The 17,036-nt window shown below is 72.7% G+C and carries 15 protein-coding genes; 6 read left to right on the forward strand and 9 right to left on the reverse strand.

The annotated features are described in order from the left end of the window. Positions 1 to 114: 114 nt before the first annotated feature. Positions 115 to 525 carry an ArsR/SmtB family transcription factor gene (locus ACWGO8_RS05290; RefSeq protein ID WP_452042063.1) on the forward strand — a complete coding sequence of 137 codons (411 nt, stop codon included), beginning with the start codon at positions 115 to 117 and terminating at the stop codon, positions 523 to 525. 1 nt (position 526) lies between these two features. Beyond that, positions 527 to 1,177 (forward strand): SRPBCC family protein, encoded by a 651-nt coding sequence (locus tag ACWGO8_RS05295; protein ID WP_452042064.1) that lies wholly within the window; start codon positions 527 to 529, stop codon positions 1,175 to 1,177. 7 nt (positions 1,178 to 1,184) lie between these two features. On the opposite strand, the gene ACWGO8_RS05300 is transcribed toward ACWGO8_RS05295, so the two are convergent. Further along, positions 1,185 to 1,850 (reverse strand): LuxR C-terminal-related transcriptional regulator, encoded by a 666-nt coding sequence (locus ACWGO8_RS05300; RefSeq protein WP_452042065.1) that lies wholly within the window; start codon positions 1,848 to 1,850, stop codon positions 1,185 to 1,187. After that, positions 1,843 to 3,033, reverse strand: a complete 1,191-nt coding sequence (locus tag ACWGO8_RS05305; protein WP_452042066.1) for a PspC domain-containing protein — start codon at positions 3,031 to 3,033, stop codon at positions 1,843 to 1,845. Before ACWGO8_RS05305 ends, ACWGO8_RS05300 begins: the two co-directional genes overlap by 8 nt. Positions 3,034 to 3,147: 114 nt before the next feature. Here ACWGO8_RS05305 and ACWGO8_RS05310 point away from each other — a divergent pair, with 114 nt between their 5' ends. Next, positions 3,148 to 4,644, forward strand: coding sequence for a PspC domain-containing protein (locus ACWGO8_RS05310; protein WP_452042067.1), 1,497 nt, complete (start codon positions 3,148 to 3,150; stop codon positions 4,642 to 4,644). Continuing rightward, positions 4,641 to 4,970 carry a hypothetical protein gene (locus ACWGO8_RS05315; protein WP_452042068.1) on the forward strand — a complete coding sequence of 110 codons (330 nt, stop codon included), beginning with the start codon at positions 4,641 to 4,643 and terminating at the stop codon, positions 4,968 to 4,970. Before ACWGO8_RS05310 ends, ACWGO8_RS05315 begins: the two co-directional genes overlap by 4 nt. A gap of 131 nt (positions 4,971 to 5,101) precedes the next feature. Here the strand turns inward: ACWGO8_RS05315 and ACWGO8_RS05320 are convergent, their stop codons facing one another. The 6 genes from ACWGO8_RS05320 to gabT all read right to left on the reverse strand — a co-directional run bounded on the left by ACWGO8_RS05320 (position 5,102) and on the right by gabT (position 13,358). Then, positions 5,102 to 6,652, reverse strand: a complete 1,551-nt coding sequence (locus ACWGO8_RS05320; RefSeq protein WP_452042069.1) for an APC family permease — start codon at positions 6,650 to 6,652, stop codon at positions 5,102 to 5,104. A gap of 11 nt (positions 6,653 to 6,663) precedes the next feature. After that, positions 6,664 to 7,536, reverse strand: coding sequence for a universal stress protein (locus tag ACWGO8_RS05325; RefSeq protein WP_452042070.1), 873 nt, complete (start codon positions 7,534 to 7,536; stop codon positions 6,664 to 6,666). Beyond that, positions 7,533 to 8,915, reverse strand: coding sequence for a flavin monoamine oxidase family protein (locus tag ACWGO8_RS05330; protein WP_452042071.1), 1,383 nt, complete (start codon positions 8,913 to 8,915; stop codon positions 7,533 to 7,535). The genes ACWGO8_RS05325 and ACWGO8_RS05330 overlap by 4 nt, the downstream gene beginning before the upstream one ends. Positions 8,916 to 9,095: 180 nt before the next feature. Then, positions 9,096 to 10,565 (reverse strand): NAD-dependent succinate-semialdehyde dehydrogenase, encoded by a 1,470-nt coding sequence (locus ACWGO8_RS05335; RefSeq protein WP_452042072.1) that lies wholly within the window; start codon positions 10,563 to 10,565, stop codon positions 9,096 to 9,098. A gap of 64 nt (positions 10,566 to 10,629) precedes the next feature. Continuing rightward, positions 10,630 to 11,886, reverse strand: coding sequence for a Glu/Leu/Phe/Val family dehydrogenase (locus ACWGO8_RS05340; protein ID WP_452042073.1), 1,257 nt, complete (start codon positions 11,884 to 11,886; stop codon positions 10,630 to 10,632). Between the two features lie 110 nt (positions 11,887 to 11,996). Beyond that, entirely contained in the window at positions 11,997 to 13,358 is a 1,362-nt protein-coding gene (gene gabT, locus ACWGO8_RS05345; RefSeq protein WP_452042074.1) for a 4-aminobutyrate--2-oxoglutarate transaminase, read from the reverse strand. A 165-nt stretch (positions 13,359 to 13,523) separates the two neighbouring features. On the opposite strand from gabT, the gene ACWGO8_RS05350 reads away from it, so the two are divergent. Beyond that, on the forward strand, positions 13,524 to 15,074 hold the full coding sequence (locus ACWGO8_RS05350; protein WP_452042075.1) for a PucR family transcriptional regulator: 1,551 nt from the start codon (positions 13,524 to 13,526) through the stop codon (positions 15,072 to 15,074). Positions 15,075 to 15,329: 255 nt separating this feature from the next. On the opposite strand, the gene ACWGO8_RS05355 is transcribed toward ACWGO8_RS05350, so the two are convergent. Then, positions 15,330 to 16,688: a GH1 family beta-glucosidase gene (locus ACWGO8_RS05355; protein ID WP_452042076.1), complete on the reverse strand. Its 1,359-nt coding sequence runs from the start codon at positions 16,686 to 16,688 to the stop codon at positions 15,330 to 15,332. Positions 16,689 to 16,836: 148 nt separating this feature from the next. Between ACWGO8_RS05355 and ACWGO8_RS05360 the strand changes: the two genes are divergently transcribed. Further along, a complete protein-coding gene (locus ACWGO8_RS05360) occupies positions 16,837 to 17,034 on the forward strand; it encodes a DUF1918 domain-containing protein (RefSeq protein WP_376955791.1) in 198 nt (65 codons plus the stop codon). The last annotated feature ends 2 nt before the right edge of the window (positions 17,035 to 17,036 follow it).

The following is a 17,036-nucleotide window of genomic DNA, read 5'->3' on the forward strand; positions in this document are numbered from 1 at the left end:
TCGTCGTGTCCTCGTTTTCAGGAGTCGCGGAAGGGTTCTCACGTGTCGCGCGGACGGCGTTGGGACGTTCATTCAGGGTTGACTTATATAAGTTGCGAGTGAAGAATAGGTCCCGTGCACGCGCTCGACATCCTCGGCGATCCGGTGCGGCGACGCATCGTCGAACTGCTGGCCGACGGCGAACTCGCCGCCGGCGAGGTCGGGCGCGCCGTGCAGCGCGAGTTCGGCATCTCGCAGCCCGCGGTCTCCCAGCACCTGAAGGTGCTGCGCGAGTCGGGGTTCGCGTCGGTGCGCTCCGAGGGCACGCGGCGCCTGTACGCGCTCGAGCCCGAGCCGATCGCCGAGGCCGCCGAGTGGTTCACGCCGTTCGAGCGCTTCTGGCGCCCGCGGCTCGACGCCCTCGGGACGGAGCTCGCGCGCTCGGCACGTGCACGACGCATCGCCGCAGCCGGACCGACACGACCCGGCTCGGCGGCATCCGATTCGGCAGCACCCCAGACGAACGCCTCGAACAAGGAGACCTGAGATGGACATCGACACCCAGCTCGACGCCGTGGACCGCGGCCTGACCACCGGCACGCGCGACGGCGCCGACACGTTCGTGCAGACGCTCGCCCAGACGTACGCCGCACCCATCGACGACGTGTGGGACGCCCTCACCTCGGCCGAGCGCATCCCGCGCTGGTTCCTGCCGGTGAGCGGCGACCTGCGGCTCGGCGGCCGCTACCAGCTCGTCGGGAACGCCGGCGGCACGGTCGAGTCGTGCGACGCGCCCAACTCGTACGGCGTCACCTGGGAGTACGGCGGCGGCGTCACGTGGGTCACCGTGCGCCTCACCGAGGTCGAGGCGGGCCGCACCCGGGTCGAGCTCCAGCACGTCGCGCCCTCGGCCGACCTCGGCGCCGAGATGTGGGAGCAGTTCGGCCCGTCGGCCACCGGCATCGGCTGGGACCAGACGCTGCTCGGCCTCGCGCAGCACCTCTCGACCGGCGAGGTGCGGCCCGACAACGCGCAGGAGTGGCTCGTGAGCGACGAGGGCATCGGCTTCATGCGCGGCAGCGCCGACCGGTGGGCGTCCGCGCACGTCGCGTTCGGCGCCGACGCCGACGTCGCCCGCGCGGCGGCCGACACCACGTTCGCGGCGTACACCGGCGCAGCTCCCGCCTCGATGGACTGACGTCCGGTCAGAGCAGGCGGCGGGCCGTCGCCCAGGCGGTGAGCTCGTGCCGCGACGAGAGCTGCAGCTTGCGCAGCACGCTCGACACGTGCGACTCGACGGTCTTCGCCGAGATGAACAGCGTCGCCGCGACCTCCTTGTAGGCGTAGCCGCGTGCGATGAGCCGCATGACCTCCTGCTCGCGCGTCGAGAGCCGGTCGAGCTCGTCGTCGGCCGCGGCCGTCTCCCCTACGGCAGCGCCGAACGCGTCGAGGACGAACCCCGCGAGGCGCGCCGAGAACACCGCGTCGCCGCCGGCGACGGCCTGCACCGCGCGACTCACCTCGGCGCCCGACGCGCCCTTCGTGATGTAGCCGCGGGCGCCCGCGCGGATGACGCCGACGACGTCCTCGGCCTTGTCGGAGACGCTCAGCGCGAGGAACCGCGTCGACGGCACCTCGGATGCCACGCGCCGCAGCACCTCGGCACCGCCCGAGATCGTGGCGTCCGAGCCCCCGGGCAGGTGCACGTCCAGCAGCACCACGTCGGGACGCGTCTCGGCGATCACCGCGACCGCGGACGGGACGTCCGCCGCCTCGCCCACGACCTCGATCGAACGGTCGAGGTCGGCGCGCAGGCCCGACCGGAAGATCGAGTGGTCGTCGACCACGACCACGGTGAGCGTGTCAGCCATGCTCCGCCCTCGTCTCGAATCGCAGGTGCACCTCGGTGCCCGTGCCGCCCGCGCCGGGTCGCGCGGTGGCGCTGCCGCCTGCGCGCCGCATCCGCCCGACGATCGACTCGCGCACGCCGAGCCGACCCGGCGCGACCTTCGCCGGGTCGAACCCGGGTCCGCGGTCGCGCACGTACACGTCGACCGCGTCGGGCGAACCCTCGAGGTACACCGACACCTCACCGCCCGCGTGCCGGGCGGCGTTGAACATCGCCTCGCGCGCGGCCGCGGCGAGCTCGCCGCTCGCCCGCTCGTCCGACATGCCGACGGCGACCACGTCGACCCGCACCGCGTAGTCGAGCTCGAGGGCGGCCGCGAAGTCCCGCAGGTCGGTCGCGAGGTCGCTGTCGGCCGGGGCATCGCCCTCGTACAGCCAGCTGCGCAGCTCGCGCTCCTGGGCGCGCGCGAGCCGCCCCGCCTCGCTCGACGCGCCGGCCCGGTTCTGGATCAGCGCGAGCGTCTGCAGCACCGAGTCGTGCAGGTGCGCGGCCATCGCGCTGCGCTGCTCGTCGCGGATGCGCCGTACGCGCTCGCCCTCGAGGTCGCGCCAGAGCTTCACGAGCGCGGGGAGGTACACCAGCCCGATGCCGAGCAGAGCGCCGAACGCGGCCAGCACCGCGGCGACCGGCCACGCGCGCGCGGCAGGTCCCAGCACCAGCACGACCGCCAGCAGCGCGAGCGCCGCGGTGAGCGCAGCGCGAACCCCGACCTCGAGGCGCCGGCCGCGCGCTGGATCGGGCCGGTCGATGAAGCTCACCCAGGCCCCGGCGCCTGCGGCGAGCAGCACGGCCAGGACCGCGGGCACGAGCCAGTCGGGCGCGCTGCCGTCGGGCAGGCCGTCGTCGAGGATCGCGAGCAGGATGGCCAGGACCGCTGCGCCGAGCGCGCCGGCCGTCGCCAGGATCGCCACCGGCGCGCGTCGCTCGACCCGGTCGTCGGGGCCGGATGCCTCCGCCCACGGCGCGAACGCCCACAGCCACGCGTAGAGCAGCGCGCCCGCGCCGGCGAGGAGCGCGGTCGCTGCGAACGCGATGCGAACGACCCTGACGGGCCATCCGAGGTGGTCGGCGAGCCCGCCCGCGACGCCCGCGACGAGGCAGTCGCGTCGGCGCGCGAGCGCAGGGGTCGCCGATGCGGTGCTCATGCTCCGATCAAAGCAGACCCGCGGATGCCCCGACACGGCCCTGCTCGGAAATCAGGGTCGCGTCAGGGAGATGCCGGATGGCCGGCCGGGAGGCCGACGCGGGACGATCGACCCATGACCTCCACGACGACCCCGCCCACCGCGGGCGACCCCGGCGGCGCCCCCGGCGCCACTGCCCCGCCGCCATCCGACGATCGCTTCTTCGCCTGGCTCCGCTCGCTCGGCGTGCCGCGCCGGCCCGGCTGGATCGGCGGCGTCGCCTCGGGCATCGGCGCCAGGCTCGGCATCGACCCGATCATCGTGCGGGGCATCCTCGTCGTCGTCGCGCTGTTCCTCCCCGTGGCGTTCCTGGCCTACGGCGCCGCCTGGCTGCTGCTGCCCGACAACACCGGACGGATCCACCTCGAGTCGATGCTGCGCGGCCTGTACGACAGCGCGCTCGTCGGCGTCGCGGCCTTCGCGCTCGTCGGCCTGCTCGGCCTGGGCGGCCCGTGGTGGTTCGGCGGCTGGAACTGGGCCGTCGACGAATGGGTCGGGCCGTTCCGGTGGCTCGGCGTGCTCTGGGTGCTGCTCGCGATCGCCGGCGTGACCGCGCTCATCGTCTGGCTCGCGCGGCACGCTTCGTCCGCACCGCCCGTTCCGGCATCGGATGCCGCGGCGGCGACCACCGCGACCGCGGCGACCATCCCGCTGCCGACTGCCGCCGGGGCCACCGAGCCCGTCGCACCACCTCAGCCGACGTCGGCGTCCTACGGCACCGACGAGTACCAGGCGTGGAAGGCGCAGCATGACGCGTGGCGCACGGAGCACGACGCATGGCGGCGCAGCCAGGACGAGGCGAACCGCGCGGCTCGCGCGCAGCTCGCCGCCGAGAACCGGGCCCGCGCGATCGAGTTCCAGGTGCAGGCCGAGGAGGCCCGGCGCATCCGGCGGCTCACCCGGCCGCGCACGAGCTTCGCCTACGTGGTCGCCACGCTCGGCGCCTCCCTCGTCGCCGGGGCGATCGCGGCGATGGTCGCGCTCGAGTCGGCCGACCTCGCGGCGCAGTCCGTGACGATCGGGCTCGCGATCGGGACGATCGTGACGGCGCTCGCGATGGTGCTCGCCGGCGCCCTCCGGCGCCGCAGCGGCTTCCTCGCGTTCGTGACGGTCACGCTGCTGCTCGCGACGCTCGTCACGGCCGTCGTGCCACGGGACCCGCGGCTCGTGCTGGGAGGGATCGCCGAGTCCGCGAGCACGACGAGCGTCGTGCAGCCGATCGGCGCGGTCAGCCTCACAGTCGACGAGCAGGTCGCCGACCAGGCCGCGCCCGTCGAGTGGAAGCTCGTGCAGGGCGTCGGGTCGGTGTCGATCGACGTCCGCGACGGTGCCCGGATCGCGCTGGCGGTGGAGTGCGCCGACTGCACGGTCACCCACGCCCGCTTCGACGCGGACGGCGACTGGTCGCTCGTCGACGAGGTCGACCTCGGGCCCGGCCGCTCGGTCGCCGGATGGAGCGACGAGATCGGACCGGGCCTGCAGGCCGGCGAGGTCGACGTCGAGATCCACATCCAGGCGATCGCCACCGCGATCCACGTCACCGAGTTCGAGCCCGAGGGGAACCGATCATGACCGACGACGACACCACGATGGCGCTCGGATTCGACGAGACGCTGCGGCCGCCCACGGCACCCAGCGCGCCGGGCACGCGCGAGCCCGAGGACCTCCGGCCGCGCATCCGCTGGGCTGGGATCGTCTGGGGCCTGGTCTTCGCGGGGCTCGCCGCGACGGTGCTCTGGATCGTACTCGATCCCGCCCGCATGGAGCTCGTCGCGGACTGGTGGGCGACGCTCACGCCCGGCGGCCTGATCCTCACGGTCCTGGTCGCGCTCGGCGCCCTGCTGCTCGTCGCGGGACTCTCGAGCCTCGGCCGGCGATCTGAGCACCGCGGGGGTTGATCGCCCGCGGCATCCGCCGCCACGCGGCATCCGCTCGCCCGCACCGCACTGCACGCATGACAGGACCGCCCCCGGTGTCGCGGGGGCGGTCCTGCGGTGCTCTCGGAAGCGGAGGCCGGATCGGCGGGACCTCAGTCCTCGGCGACCGCCCGCGAGAGGGTCTGGCCGCGGAAGAACGCGGGACGCTTGCGCCACTGCCACAGCATGATCACGACGCCCGAGAGCAGCACGACCATGCCGAGCACGAACACCAGGCCGAGGCCGAAGACGTGCGAGCCGCTGCCGTACTCGGGGTCCATGCTGTCGATCAGCGTCGTGAAGAACAGCACGGCGAGGATCACACCGCCCACGAGCGGGAACAGCAGCGTGAAGAAGAAGTCGTGCACCGAGCGCCACCACAGCTTCCGGAAGAACCACACGCACGCGAACGCCGTGATGCCGTAGTAGAAGCAGATCATCATGCCGAGCGCGGTGATGGTGTCCCAGAGCACGTTCTCGCTCACGAACCGCATCACGGCGTAGAACACGGATGCCACGACGGCCGACACGATCGTCGCGTACCCGGGCGTGAAGAACCGCGGGCTGACCTTCGCGAACTGCTCGGGCAGGGCACCGTAGTGGCCCATCGCGAGGAGCGTGCGCGCCGGAGACACGAACGTGGACTGCAGCGACGAGGCCGAGCTCGTGAGCACCGCGAGCGACACGAGCACCGCGAGCGGGCCGAGGATCGGACCGGCGAGGTGGAAGAACACGTTGTCCTGGATCTCGGGATTGCCGAGCCCGTACTCGCCGTCGCCGACGCCGGCGTAGGCGATGAGCGACACCGAGATGAGCAGGTAGAGCACCACGATCGTGACGACCGTGATGGTCGCCGCGCGACCGGGCGTCTTCGCCGAGCCCTTCGTCTCCTCGTTCATCGTGAGGGTGACGTCCCAGCCCCAGAAGATGAAGATCGAGAGCGAGAGGCCGGCGGCGAACGCCGAGAACGAGTCCACCGCGAACGGGTTGAACCAGCTCAGCTCGACGGGCGTGGCGTCGAAGGCGTTGCCGTTCGCGACCTCCACCAGCGCGGCGACCGAGAACAGCACGAGCACGGCCACCTGGAAGCCGACGAGCCAGTACTGCAGCTTCTGCGTCGTCTGCATGTCGCGGTACGAGACCAGCGTGGCGCCGAGCACGAAGAGCAGGCAGACGCCGACGTTGACGAACGGGTTCGCCGCGAGGTCGGCGATCTCGGGGTTCCCCGACGCCTGCGAAATGAGCAGGAACAGGAAGTCGACGGCGATGCCCGCGAGGTTCGAGAGCACGAGGATGGTCGCGGCGACGAGGCCCCAGCCCGCCATCCAACCGATCCACGGTCCGAACGCGCGGGTCGCCCACGTGAACGAGGTGCCCGAGTCGGGCATCCGTTTGTTGAGCTCGCGGTAGCCGAACGCGACGAGCAGCATCGGGATGAACCCGACGAGGATGATCGCCGGCACCTGCTCGCCCACCTCCGACACCGTCGGCCCGAGGGCCGCGGTGAGCGTGTAGGCGGGCGCGATGCACGAGATGCCGATGACGATCGCGCCGATGAGGCCGACGGATCCGGCCGAGAGGCCCTTCTTCGAGATGCCGTGCTCGGCGCCGTCGACGGCGGAGGTCGCCTCGGTGAGCGGAGGCTGGTTCGGTTGGTGCGTCATCAGGATGTCTTTCAGGTGGTGGTGCGCGGCACCACGATCATGGGCACCGGCAGTTCGCGCAGCATCTTCGCCGCCGTCGAGCCGAGGAAGAGGTGCCGCGGGGCGGCGAGGCGGCTCGAGCCGACGAGCACGAGCTCGCCGTCGCGCCAGTCGAGGCCCCGGACGGCCTCCTCGATGGTGGCGCCGGTGGCGGCGATGGCCGTGGCGTCGATGCCGGCGGGCAGCTCGCGGCGCGCGGTGTGCAGCACCTCGTCGGCGTGCACCGTGCCGGTGAGCTCGACGAGTCCCTCGTCGAGGCCCGCGGGCAGGTCGATGGGCACGAGCGACACGAGCCGCAGCGGCGCGTGCGTGGTGCGGGCGAGGCGCACGGATGCCTCGAGCAGCGCGTCCGCGCCGGGACGCGTGCCGATCGCGGCGGTCACGCGCGTGACACCCTGGGCCACGGGCACGTCGCGCGAGCCGACGGGCGCGAGCGCCACCGGGACATCCGAGGAGTGCAGGAGCTCGTTCGCGACGGAGCCGATGCGCGACCGGCCGAGCAGTCCGCCGCGGGCCGCGCCGACGACGATGAGCGACGCGCCGAACTCGTGCGCCGCGGCGATGAGGCCCTCGGCGAACGACTCCGCGTAGCGCACGTGCAACGACTGCACGACGTCCTCGTCGTCGAGCGATTCGGATGCCTCGGCCAGCCACTCCCGCGACTGCCCCTTGAGGTACCGCTCGTACCCGGTGTCGGTGGGCACCGTGCTGTTGTGCGCCTCGCTGGGCAGCACCATCACGACGTCGAGGATCGCCTCGCTCGCCCGCGCGATCCGGGTGCCGAGCGCGAGCGCGTCGGCGCCGGAGTCGTCAGCGGTGTAGCCGACGACGATCCGTCCGTTCACGAGACCGCGCGCAACTCGTCGGCTGCGAGGATCTCGTCGGCGACCTCGCGGCCGACCCGGATCGCACCGTCGACGTGCTGGTACCCCTTGCCCGCCATGTCGCTGCACGAGAAGTGGATGGGCCCGACGGGCGTACGCAGGTCGGCGCCGTAGCGCGCGAGGCCGCCCATGTCGAAGCTGGCGGCGTAGGCGCCGCGCGTCCACTCCTCCGAGCCCCAGTCGCTCTCGTAGTAGACGACCGGATGCTTCGCCTGCTCGCCGTAGTAGTGCGACAGCGACTCGAGGATCCGGGCCTTGCGCTCCTCGGCGCTCAGCGAGAAGACGCCGTCGGCCTCCTCGTCGGCCACGAAGCCGACGAGCGTGCCGCGGGGGTCCTCGTGGTTCGTGTTGTCGTACGCCTCGTGCACGAGCTCGTACGGGCTGAACGCGGTGCCGCTCAGGCCGTCGGCGCGCCAGAACGGCGTCTCGTAGACGGCGTGCACCTTGATGACGAAGCCCATCGAGAGGTGCTGGTGCAGCTGCTGCTGCCGGCGCGGCAGGGGCGGCTCGTACGAGATGCGCGAGATGAGGATCGGCGGGATCGCGAGGATGACGTGCGCGGCGTGCACCTCGAGCTGGTCGGTGACGGCGACGACGCCGCGCTCCGGGGCATCCGGGTGCCAGCGGAGCGTGCGCACCGCTTGGCCGAGGCGCACCGCGCCGCCGAGCCGCTCGGCGAGCAGGAGCGGGACCTGCTGCAGGCCGCCCACGACGCGGCGGTCGAGGATGAAGTCGGCGTCGACCAGGTTCGAGAACGAGCCCGCCGAGGCGGCCATGAGCAGCGCCTGCAGCGCCGAGAACGCGTGCGCGGGCTTGGTGAGCATCGCACCGGCGATGAACATGCCGATGTTCTCGCGCGCCTCCTCGTCGTCGGTCTGCGTCTCGAGCCAGCGCGAGAATGAGATCTCGTCGAGGTCCTTCGCCTGCGGGTGGTCCCACGGGCGCTCGGGGTCGATCTGCGCGACGAGCGCGTCGAGCTCGTCGATGAGCGAGACGATCTCCTGCTCCGTCGCCGGCGGGACCGGGAAGATCTCGCCCTCGAACTTGCGCAGCTCGCCCTGGGGGCCGATGTAGACGTTCACGCCCTCGCGGTAGCGGGGGTACGTCTCGAGCCCGAGCTCGTCGAGCGTCTCGATGAGCGCGTCCTGGTCGGGCGAGACCCACTGCCCGCCGATCTCGAGCATGGCCCCGTCGACTTCGTCGGTCCAGAGGCGGCCTCCGGCGCGGTCGCGGGCCTCCAGCACGACGACCCGGCGGCCGGCGTCCTTCAGGCGGTTTGCCGCGGTGAGCCCGGATGCCCCGGCGCCCACGACGACGACGTCGCAGTCGATGCGTTCCATAATTCCTGTGCTTTCTGGTGGAGGTGAGCCGACGTTTCTCAGGAGATTCCGGGCGGCATCACAACCTGGCACGGCGTGTCGTCCTGAGAAGCGGATGAATCGGGGGCCGACTCCTGAAAAAAGTGGGGTGGGGCGGGGTGAACGGATGCCGCGGCGCGCGGCTGCGGCATCCGCTCGGCCTCAGCTCACCGGGATGAGCGTGTACTTGGTGTCGAGGTACTCGTGGATGCCCTCGAGGCCGCCCTCGCGACCGATGCCCGACTGCTTCACGCCGCCGAACGGCGCGGCCGCGTTCGAGACGAGGCCCGTGTTGAGGCCCATCATGCCCGTGGCGAGGCGGTCGATCAGGCGGTGGCCGCGCGCGAGGTCCTGCGTGAACACGTACGACACGAGGCCGTACTCGGTGCCGTTCGCGAGGCGCACGGCCTCATCCTCGTCGGCGAACGTGGTGATGCCGAGCACCGGCCCGAAGATCTCCTCCTTGAGGAGGCGGCTGCCCGCCGCGACGCCCGCGAGCACGGTCGGCGCATAGAACGTGCCGTCGCCGTCGATCCGGGTGCCGCCCGTGAGCACGGTCGCGCCGCGCCCGACCGCGTCCTGCACGAGCGCGTCGGTCGAGTCGACCGCGTCCTGGTCGATGAGCGGGCCGATGTTCACGCCGTCCTCGGTGCCGCGGCCGACCTTCATGGCACGAACGCGGTCGGCGACGCGCTTCGCGAACTCGTCGGCGACCGACTCGTGCACGAGGAAGCGGTTCGCGGCGGTGCAGGCCTGGCCGATGTTGCGGAACTTCGCGATCATCGCGCCGTCGACCGCCTTGTCGAGGTCGGCGTCCTCGAAGATCACGAACGGCGCGTTGCCGCCGAGCTCCATCGAGGTGCGCAGGATGCCGAGGGCCGACTGCTCGAGGAGCTTGCGACCGACCTCGGTCGAGCCCGTGAACGACAGCTTGCGCAGGCGCGGGTCGGCGATGATCGGGGCCGACAGCGCCGACGACTTGGAGGTCGTGACGACGTTGACGACGCCCTTGGGCAGTCCGACCTCCTCGAGCAGCTGCACGAACGCGATGGTCGTGAGCGGCGTGAGGGCCGGCGGCTTGATGACGACCGTGCAGCCCGCGGCGAGTGCCGGCGCGATCTTGCGGGTGGCCATCGCGAGCGGGAAGTTCCACGGCGTGATGAAGAACGACGGGCCGACCGGGCGCTGCGACACGATCATGCGGCCGGTGCCCTCGGGGTTGAGTCCGTAGCGACCCGAGATGCGCACGGCCTCCTCGCTGAACCAGCGGAGGAACTCGCCGCCGTAGGCGACCTCGCCGCGCGCCTCGGCGAGCGGCTTGCCCATCTCGAGCGTCATGAGGAGGGCGAAGTCCTCCTTGCGCGCCATGAGCGTGTCGAAGGCGCGGCGCAGCAGCTCGCCGCGCTCGCGCGGCGCGGTCGCGGCCCACGCGTCCTGCGCGGCCACGGCGGCGTCGAGCGCACGGATGCCGTCGGCCGGCGAGGCGTCGGCGATCTCCCTGATCGTGTCGCCGGTCGACGGGTCGGTGACGGCGAGCGTGCGCCCGCCCTCCGCCTCGACCCACTCGCCGCCGATGAAGAGGCGGTCGGCGACCCGGTCGAGGATCGTCGTCTCAAGCATGGTGTCGGTCATTCTGGTTCCGTTTCGTGTCGGCCGGGAGGGTGAGTCGTGATGGCGGTTTCGGCGTCGTGCCCGATCAGGGGTAGAGGCCGCGGAGGCGGTGGGCCTCGGCGACGCGCTCGACGGCGAGCGCGGTGGCCGCGGTGCGGAGCGAGAGGTCGCGGGCCCGGGCGTAGCCGAGCACGTGCTGCCAGGCGCTGAGCATCCGCTCCTCCAGTCTGGACTCGACCTCGTCCGCGCGCCACCAGTAGGCCTGGTTGGCCTGCACCCACTCGAAGTACGAGACGATGACGCCGCCCGCGTTGGCGAGGATGTCGGGCACGACGAGCACGCCGCGCTCGCGGAGGACGCGGTCGGCCGCCGGGGTGGTCGGGCCGTTCGCGCCCTCGACGATGACCTTCGCCAGCACGTCGCCGGCGTTGCCGTCGTGCAGCACGCCCTCGACCGCGGCCGGGACGAGCAGGTCCACGTCCTGGGTGAGCAGGTCGGCGCCCTCGAGCGGCTCGCCGCCCGCGAACCCGATGACCGAGCCCGTCGCGCGCACGTGGTCCGACAGCGCCTCGATGTCGAGGCCGCCGGCGTTCACCACCGCGCCGTACTGGTCGCTGACCGCGGTGACGCGGACGCCGGCCTCGGACAGGAACCGCGCGGCATCCGCGCCGACCTTGCCGAAGCCCTGCACGGCGGCGGTCGACCGCGCCGGATCGAGGCCCACGTGGCGCAGCGCGGCGAGCGCGATGTGCGTCACGCCGCGGCTCGTCGCGCTCGCGCGGCCCTGCGAGCCGCCGAGCGAGATGGGCTTGCCGGTCACGATGCCGGGCACGGTGTAGCCGCTGTTGACGGAGTAGGTGTCCATGATCCAGGCCATGGTCTGCTCGTCGGTGCCGATGTCGGGCGCGGGGATGTCGCGCTCCGGGCCGATGATCGGGAGGATCTCGCTCGTGTAGCGGCGGGTCACGCGCTCGAGCTCGGCCATGGAGTGCTCGCGGGGGTCGATCGCGAGGCCGCCCTTCGCGCCGCCGTACGGCACGTCGAGCAGGGCGCACTTCCAGGTCATCCACATCGCGAGCGCCCGCACCTCGTCGAGGTTCACGTTGGGTGCGTAGCGCAGGCCGCCCTTGGCCGGTCCGCGGGAGAAGTTGTGCTGCACGCGGTGCCCGACGTAGAGCCGGCTCTCGCCCGAGTCGAGCCGCAGCGGCACGGCGACCGTGAGCTCGCGGCGGGGGGTTGCGAGCATCTGGTGCAGGCCGTCGGCGTAGCCGAGCAGCGAGATGGCCTCGGCGAGCTGCGAGCGCGCGTCGGCGAGGGGCGTCGCCTCGACGAGTGCTGTCACCGGATTCGGTGTTCCGGCTGCCGCGCCGCGTGTCGCGTCCGGATGCCCCGGCGTGTCTCCGGAGACACCGAATCGGGTGACGGGGGCGACGCCGTTGTCGACCAGGGAGGTCATGCGTTCTTCAGTCCTTCCGCGACGACCGAGAGGCCGTCGATGAGCAGTTCGTCGGAGATGGTGAGCGGGGGCAGGAAGCGGATCACGTTGCCGTGGGTGCCGCAGGTCAGGACGATGACGCCGTGGGCGTGGGCGTACGCGGCGACCTTCGAGGTCAGCGCCGCGTCGGGCTCGCCCGTGGCGGGGTCGACGAGCTCGATGGCGACCATGGCACCGCGGCCGCGGACGTCCCCGATGCGCGGGTCGGCCGTGCGCAGCGCGTTGAGGCGGCCGAGGAGCACGGCGCCGATCTCGCGAGCGCGCTCGATGAGCCCGTCCTCCTCGTACGATTCGATCGTGGCGAGCGCCGCGGCGCAGGCGAGCGGGTTGCCGCCGTAGGTGCCGCCGAGGCCGCCGGCCATCGCGGAGTCCATGATCTCGGCGCGGCCCGTGACCGCCGAGAGCGGCAGGCCGCCCGCGATGCCCTTCGCCGTGACGACGAGGTCGGGGACGATGCCCTCGTGGTCGCTCGCGAACCAGGCGCCCGTGCGGCCGAAACCGGTCTGCACCTCGTCGGCGATGAACACGACGTCGTTCTCGTTCGCCCACTTCACGAGCGCGGGCAGGAAGCCCTGGGCCGGCACGATGAAGCCGCCCTCGCCCTGGATGGGCTCGATGATGATCGCCGCGAGGTTCTCGACGCCGACCTGCTTCTCGATCTGCGTGATGGCGCGGGCCGCAGCCTCCGCGCCCGAGAGGCCGCCGTCGCGGAACGGGTACGAGAGGGGGGCGCGGTAGACCTCCGACGCGAACGGCCCGAAGCCGCTCTTGTACGGGATGTTCTTCGCGGTGAGGCCCATCGTGAGGTTGGTGCGGCCGTGGTAGGCGTGGTCGAAGGCGACGACGGCCTGGCGCTTCGTGTGGTGGCGCGCGATCTTCACGGCGTTCTCGACGGCCTCGGCGCCCGAGTTGAACAGGGCGGAGCGCTTGACGAAGTCGCCCGGGGTGAGCTCGTTGAGCTTCTCGGCGACGGCGACGTAGCCCTCGTAGGGCGCGACGGTGAAGCAGGTGTGCGTGAAGGCCTCGAGCTGCGCGGTGACGGCCTCGACCACGCGCGGGTTCGAGTTGCCGACGCCGGTGACGGCGATGCCCGAGCCGAGGTCGATGAGCGAGTTGCCGTCGGCGTCGACGACGACCCCGCCGCCCGCGGCGACGACCGAGACGGGGATGGTGGTGCCGACGCCCTTGGCGACGGCCTCCGCCTTGCGGGCCATGAGCTCCTGCGAGCGGGGGCCGGGGATGGCGGTGACGAGGCGGCGCTCCTGCGCGAGGGCCGGTCCTCCGGCGACGGTGGTGGCCGGGGTGTCGACGAGGGTCATGGTCTGCTCCGATGCAAGGTGACGACTGTGGCGATGCGGCCCATGCTAGGTCGGCGGCGACGGATGCCTCAGCGCCCGCGTGTACACTCAGGTGCACGTTGTTCGACACGACGTACAGTGCCCGGTGATCGAGTAGCGCTCGACCACCGAGAGGAGGAGCCCCGGATGCAGCCGACCGTGCGCACCCTGCTCGACCGGCCCGAGCTCGGGCTGAAGCTGCTCACCCCGCCCGACGCGCTGCCGCCCGAGGCGCTCGACGCGACCATCGCGTGGGCGCACTCGTCCGACCTCGTCGACCCGGCGCCGTTCCTCGACGCGGGCCACGTGCTGCTCACCACCGGCACGCAGTTCGAGCGCGCCGAGGCCGACGAGCCCGACTTCGCCGACGCCTACGTGCGACGCCTCCTCGAGACCGGCATCGCCGCGCTCGGATTCGGCACCGAGGTCATCCGCGCCGGCACGCCCGACGCGCTCGTCGACGCCTGCGCCGTGCAGGGGCTCCCGCTCTTCGAGGTCCCGTATCGCACGCCGTTCATCGCCATCGCGCGGCTCGTCGCCGACCTCCTCGCCGAGGACGCCTACGCCCGACAGGCGTGGGCGCTCGCCGCGCAACGGGCGATCTCGCTCGCGGCGCTCAGGCCCGACGGCCTCTCGGCCACCCTCGGCGAGCTCTCGCACCGCCTCGACGCCTGGGTCGGCCTCATCGACGCCGCCGGCACGCTCGACCGCGAGGCGCCCGACGGCGGGCTCGCGCAGCCCGCGCTCGGCGAGGTCGTAGGCGAGGCGCGCTCCATGCTGCGCCGCGGACAGCGGGCGAGCCGCACGCTCGTGGCCGGCGAGTCCGTCGACGCTCCGCAGCGCATCACGCTCCAGACGCTGGGCGGCGGAGGGGCGCTGCGCGGCGTGCTCGCCATCGGCGACTCGGCCGAGCTCGACCAGGCCGGACGAGAGGTCGTCACGTCGGTGATCGCGCTCGCCGGCCTCGCGCTCGAGCAGAACCGCGACCTCGACCGGGCCAGGGGGCACCTCCGCACGGGCCTCCTCCGCGGCATCCTCGCGGGCGACACCGACCTCGCCGAGCGCGTGGCGAGCGAGATGTGGGGCCCGCTGCCCGCCGCCCCGTTCCGGGTCGCGATCGCGGATGCCCCCGCCCAGCACGTCGACCGACTGATCGAGCTGCTCGAGCTGCGCGTCGAGGAGCGCGGCGGACGCCTCTTCTTCGGACGCGACGAGGACACCGTCGTGATCCTGCTCGAGGACGCCGACGCCGCCCTCGCCGAGGAGGTCGCGGCCGAGTTCGAGGTGCCCGTCGGCCTCTCGGACGCGGTCGCCGCCGACGCCGTGGCGCTCGCCCACGAGCAGGCGCTGCGCGCGCTCGAGCGCGCCCGAGAGACGAAGGCCGGCGTCGTCGCCTTCGACGAGATCAGCCGTCAAGGGGTGCTCGCGTTCCTCGCCCGCACCGACGCCCGGGCCGTCGCCCTCGCGACGCTCGCCCCGCTCACCGAGTACGACGAGGCGCACGGCACGTCGCTCCTCGAGACGACGCGCTCCTGGCTCGAGCACGGCGGACAGTTCGACGCCACCGCGCAGGCGCTCGGCGTCCACCGCCACACCGTGCGCAGCCGGGTCGCGCTCGCCGAGAAGCTGCTCGGCCGCGACCTCTCGGGGTTCCACGCGCGCGCCGACCTCTGGGCGGCGCTCCTCGCCGTCGACTGAGCGGATGCCGCGGGCACGCGTCGACCGCGGCATCAGGTGCCCGCGACATCCGTCGCCCGCGGCATGCGGGTCGCCCGCGGCATCCGGCACCCGCGACATCCGGTGCCCGCGGCATCCGGTACTCGCGGCATCCGTCACCCCTCGCTCGGAATTCAGGCGATCGCGAGCTGGTCAGGCCGGAATCGGCGAGAACGTCCTGACGGGCGGGTCATTGCCTGAATCCGGCGCGAGCGAGGGAAGGGCGGGGCGCCCGCGTCAGCGGCGCTGCGCCGCCAGCAGCTCCCGGTACCAGCCGAACGAGTCCTTGCGGGTGCGGTCGCCGGTCTCGAGGTCGAGGTGCACGAGCCCGAAGCGCTGCGTGTACCCGTCGGCCCACTCGAAGTTGTCGATGAGCGACCACACGAGATAGCCGCGCACGTCGACGCCGCGCCCGATCGCCGCGTGCACAGCCCGGATGTGCCCGTCGAGGTAGGCGATCCGCTCGTCGTCGTGCACCCGCCCGTCGACGACCTCGTCGGGATACGACGCGCCGTTCTCGGTGATCACGACGGGCGGCAGGGCGTCGCCGTGGTCGGTGCGCAGCGACACGAGCAGCTCGGTGAGCGCCTCGGGCACGACCGGCCAGCCGAAGCCGGTCACGGGCACGCCCTCGAACTCCACGGGCTCGAACGGCAGCCCGGCGGCGGCGAAGTCCGAGTCGGCGGATGCCCCGGCGACCCGCGTCGGGTTGTAGAAGTTCACGCCGTAGAAGTCGAGCGGCTGCGCGATCACGTCGAGGTCGCCGTCCTCGAGTCCCGGCATCCGCTCGAGGCCGAGCGCCGAGAGGTCGGGGTAGCGCCCCGCGAGCACCGGGTCGACGAAGATGCGGTTGTAGACCGCGTCGAACGCGGCGGCGGCGAACCCGTCGACGGGGTCCTCGCTCGCCGGGACGACGAGCGTGTGGTTGTTCACGATGCCGACCTCGGCGTCGCCCGCCGCACGGATCGCCCGCACGGCGAGCCCGTGCGCGAGCAGCTGGTGGTGCGCGGTCGACAGCGCGTCCGCCATGAGCACGTGGCCCGGCGCGAGCGTGCCGAGCGCATAGCCCTGCAGCGTCGTCATGGCGGGCTCGTTGAGGGTGATCCAACGGTCGACGCGGTCGCCGAGGCCCGCGAGCACGAGCCCGACGTAGTCGGCGAAGCGGGCGGCGGTGTCGCGGGCGAGCCAGCCGCCGGCGTCCTCGAGGGGCTGCGGAAGGTCCCAGTGGTAGAGCGTCGGCAGCGGGCGGATGCCGGCCTCGAGCAGTCCGTCGACGATGCGGGCGTAGTGGTCGAGCCCGACCGGGTTCGGCCCGCCCGAGCCGTCGGGCTGCACGCGCGGCCACGCGATCGAGAAGCGGTAGTCGTCGACGCCGAGCTCCGCGAGCAGGGCGATGTCGTCGCGCCAGCGTCGGTAGCTGTCGGCGGCGACGTCGGCGTTCGAGCCGTCGAGGATGCGCCCCGGCGTACGCGCGAACACGTCCCAGATGGAATCCCCGCGCCCGTCGGCCCGCGTCGAGCCCTCGACCTGGAACGCCGCGGTGGCCGCGCCCCATCGGAAGCCGTCGGGGAACGAGAGCGTGCGCGCGTCGACCATGGGAACCTCGCCGTCGTGGAACCGTGAAAGTGGGACGATCGTCCCACTTCGCCCACCCTAGCCGCCCGGTGCGCTGCGCGGGAGGGGGATTCCGTTCTTCCGCGCCGACGGACCCCGGCGTACGCTGGAACGACCGGAGGGAGCAACGATGCACGCAGCGGTCGGCGAACGCCTCGTCATCCACGGCAAGCAGGTCGGCCAGTCCGATCGCCACGGCGAGATCCTGGAGGTCCGCGGCGCGGACGGCGGTCCGCCCTACATGGTCCGCTTCGACGACGGGCACGAGACGCTGCTCTACCCCGGCGCGGACTGCGAGCTCGAGCACGAGCACCAGGCGCACGGCTGACG

Source organism: Agromyces sp. NPDC055661 (assembly GCF_053618135.1).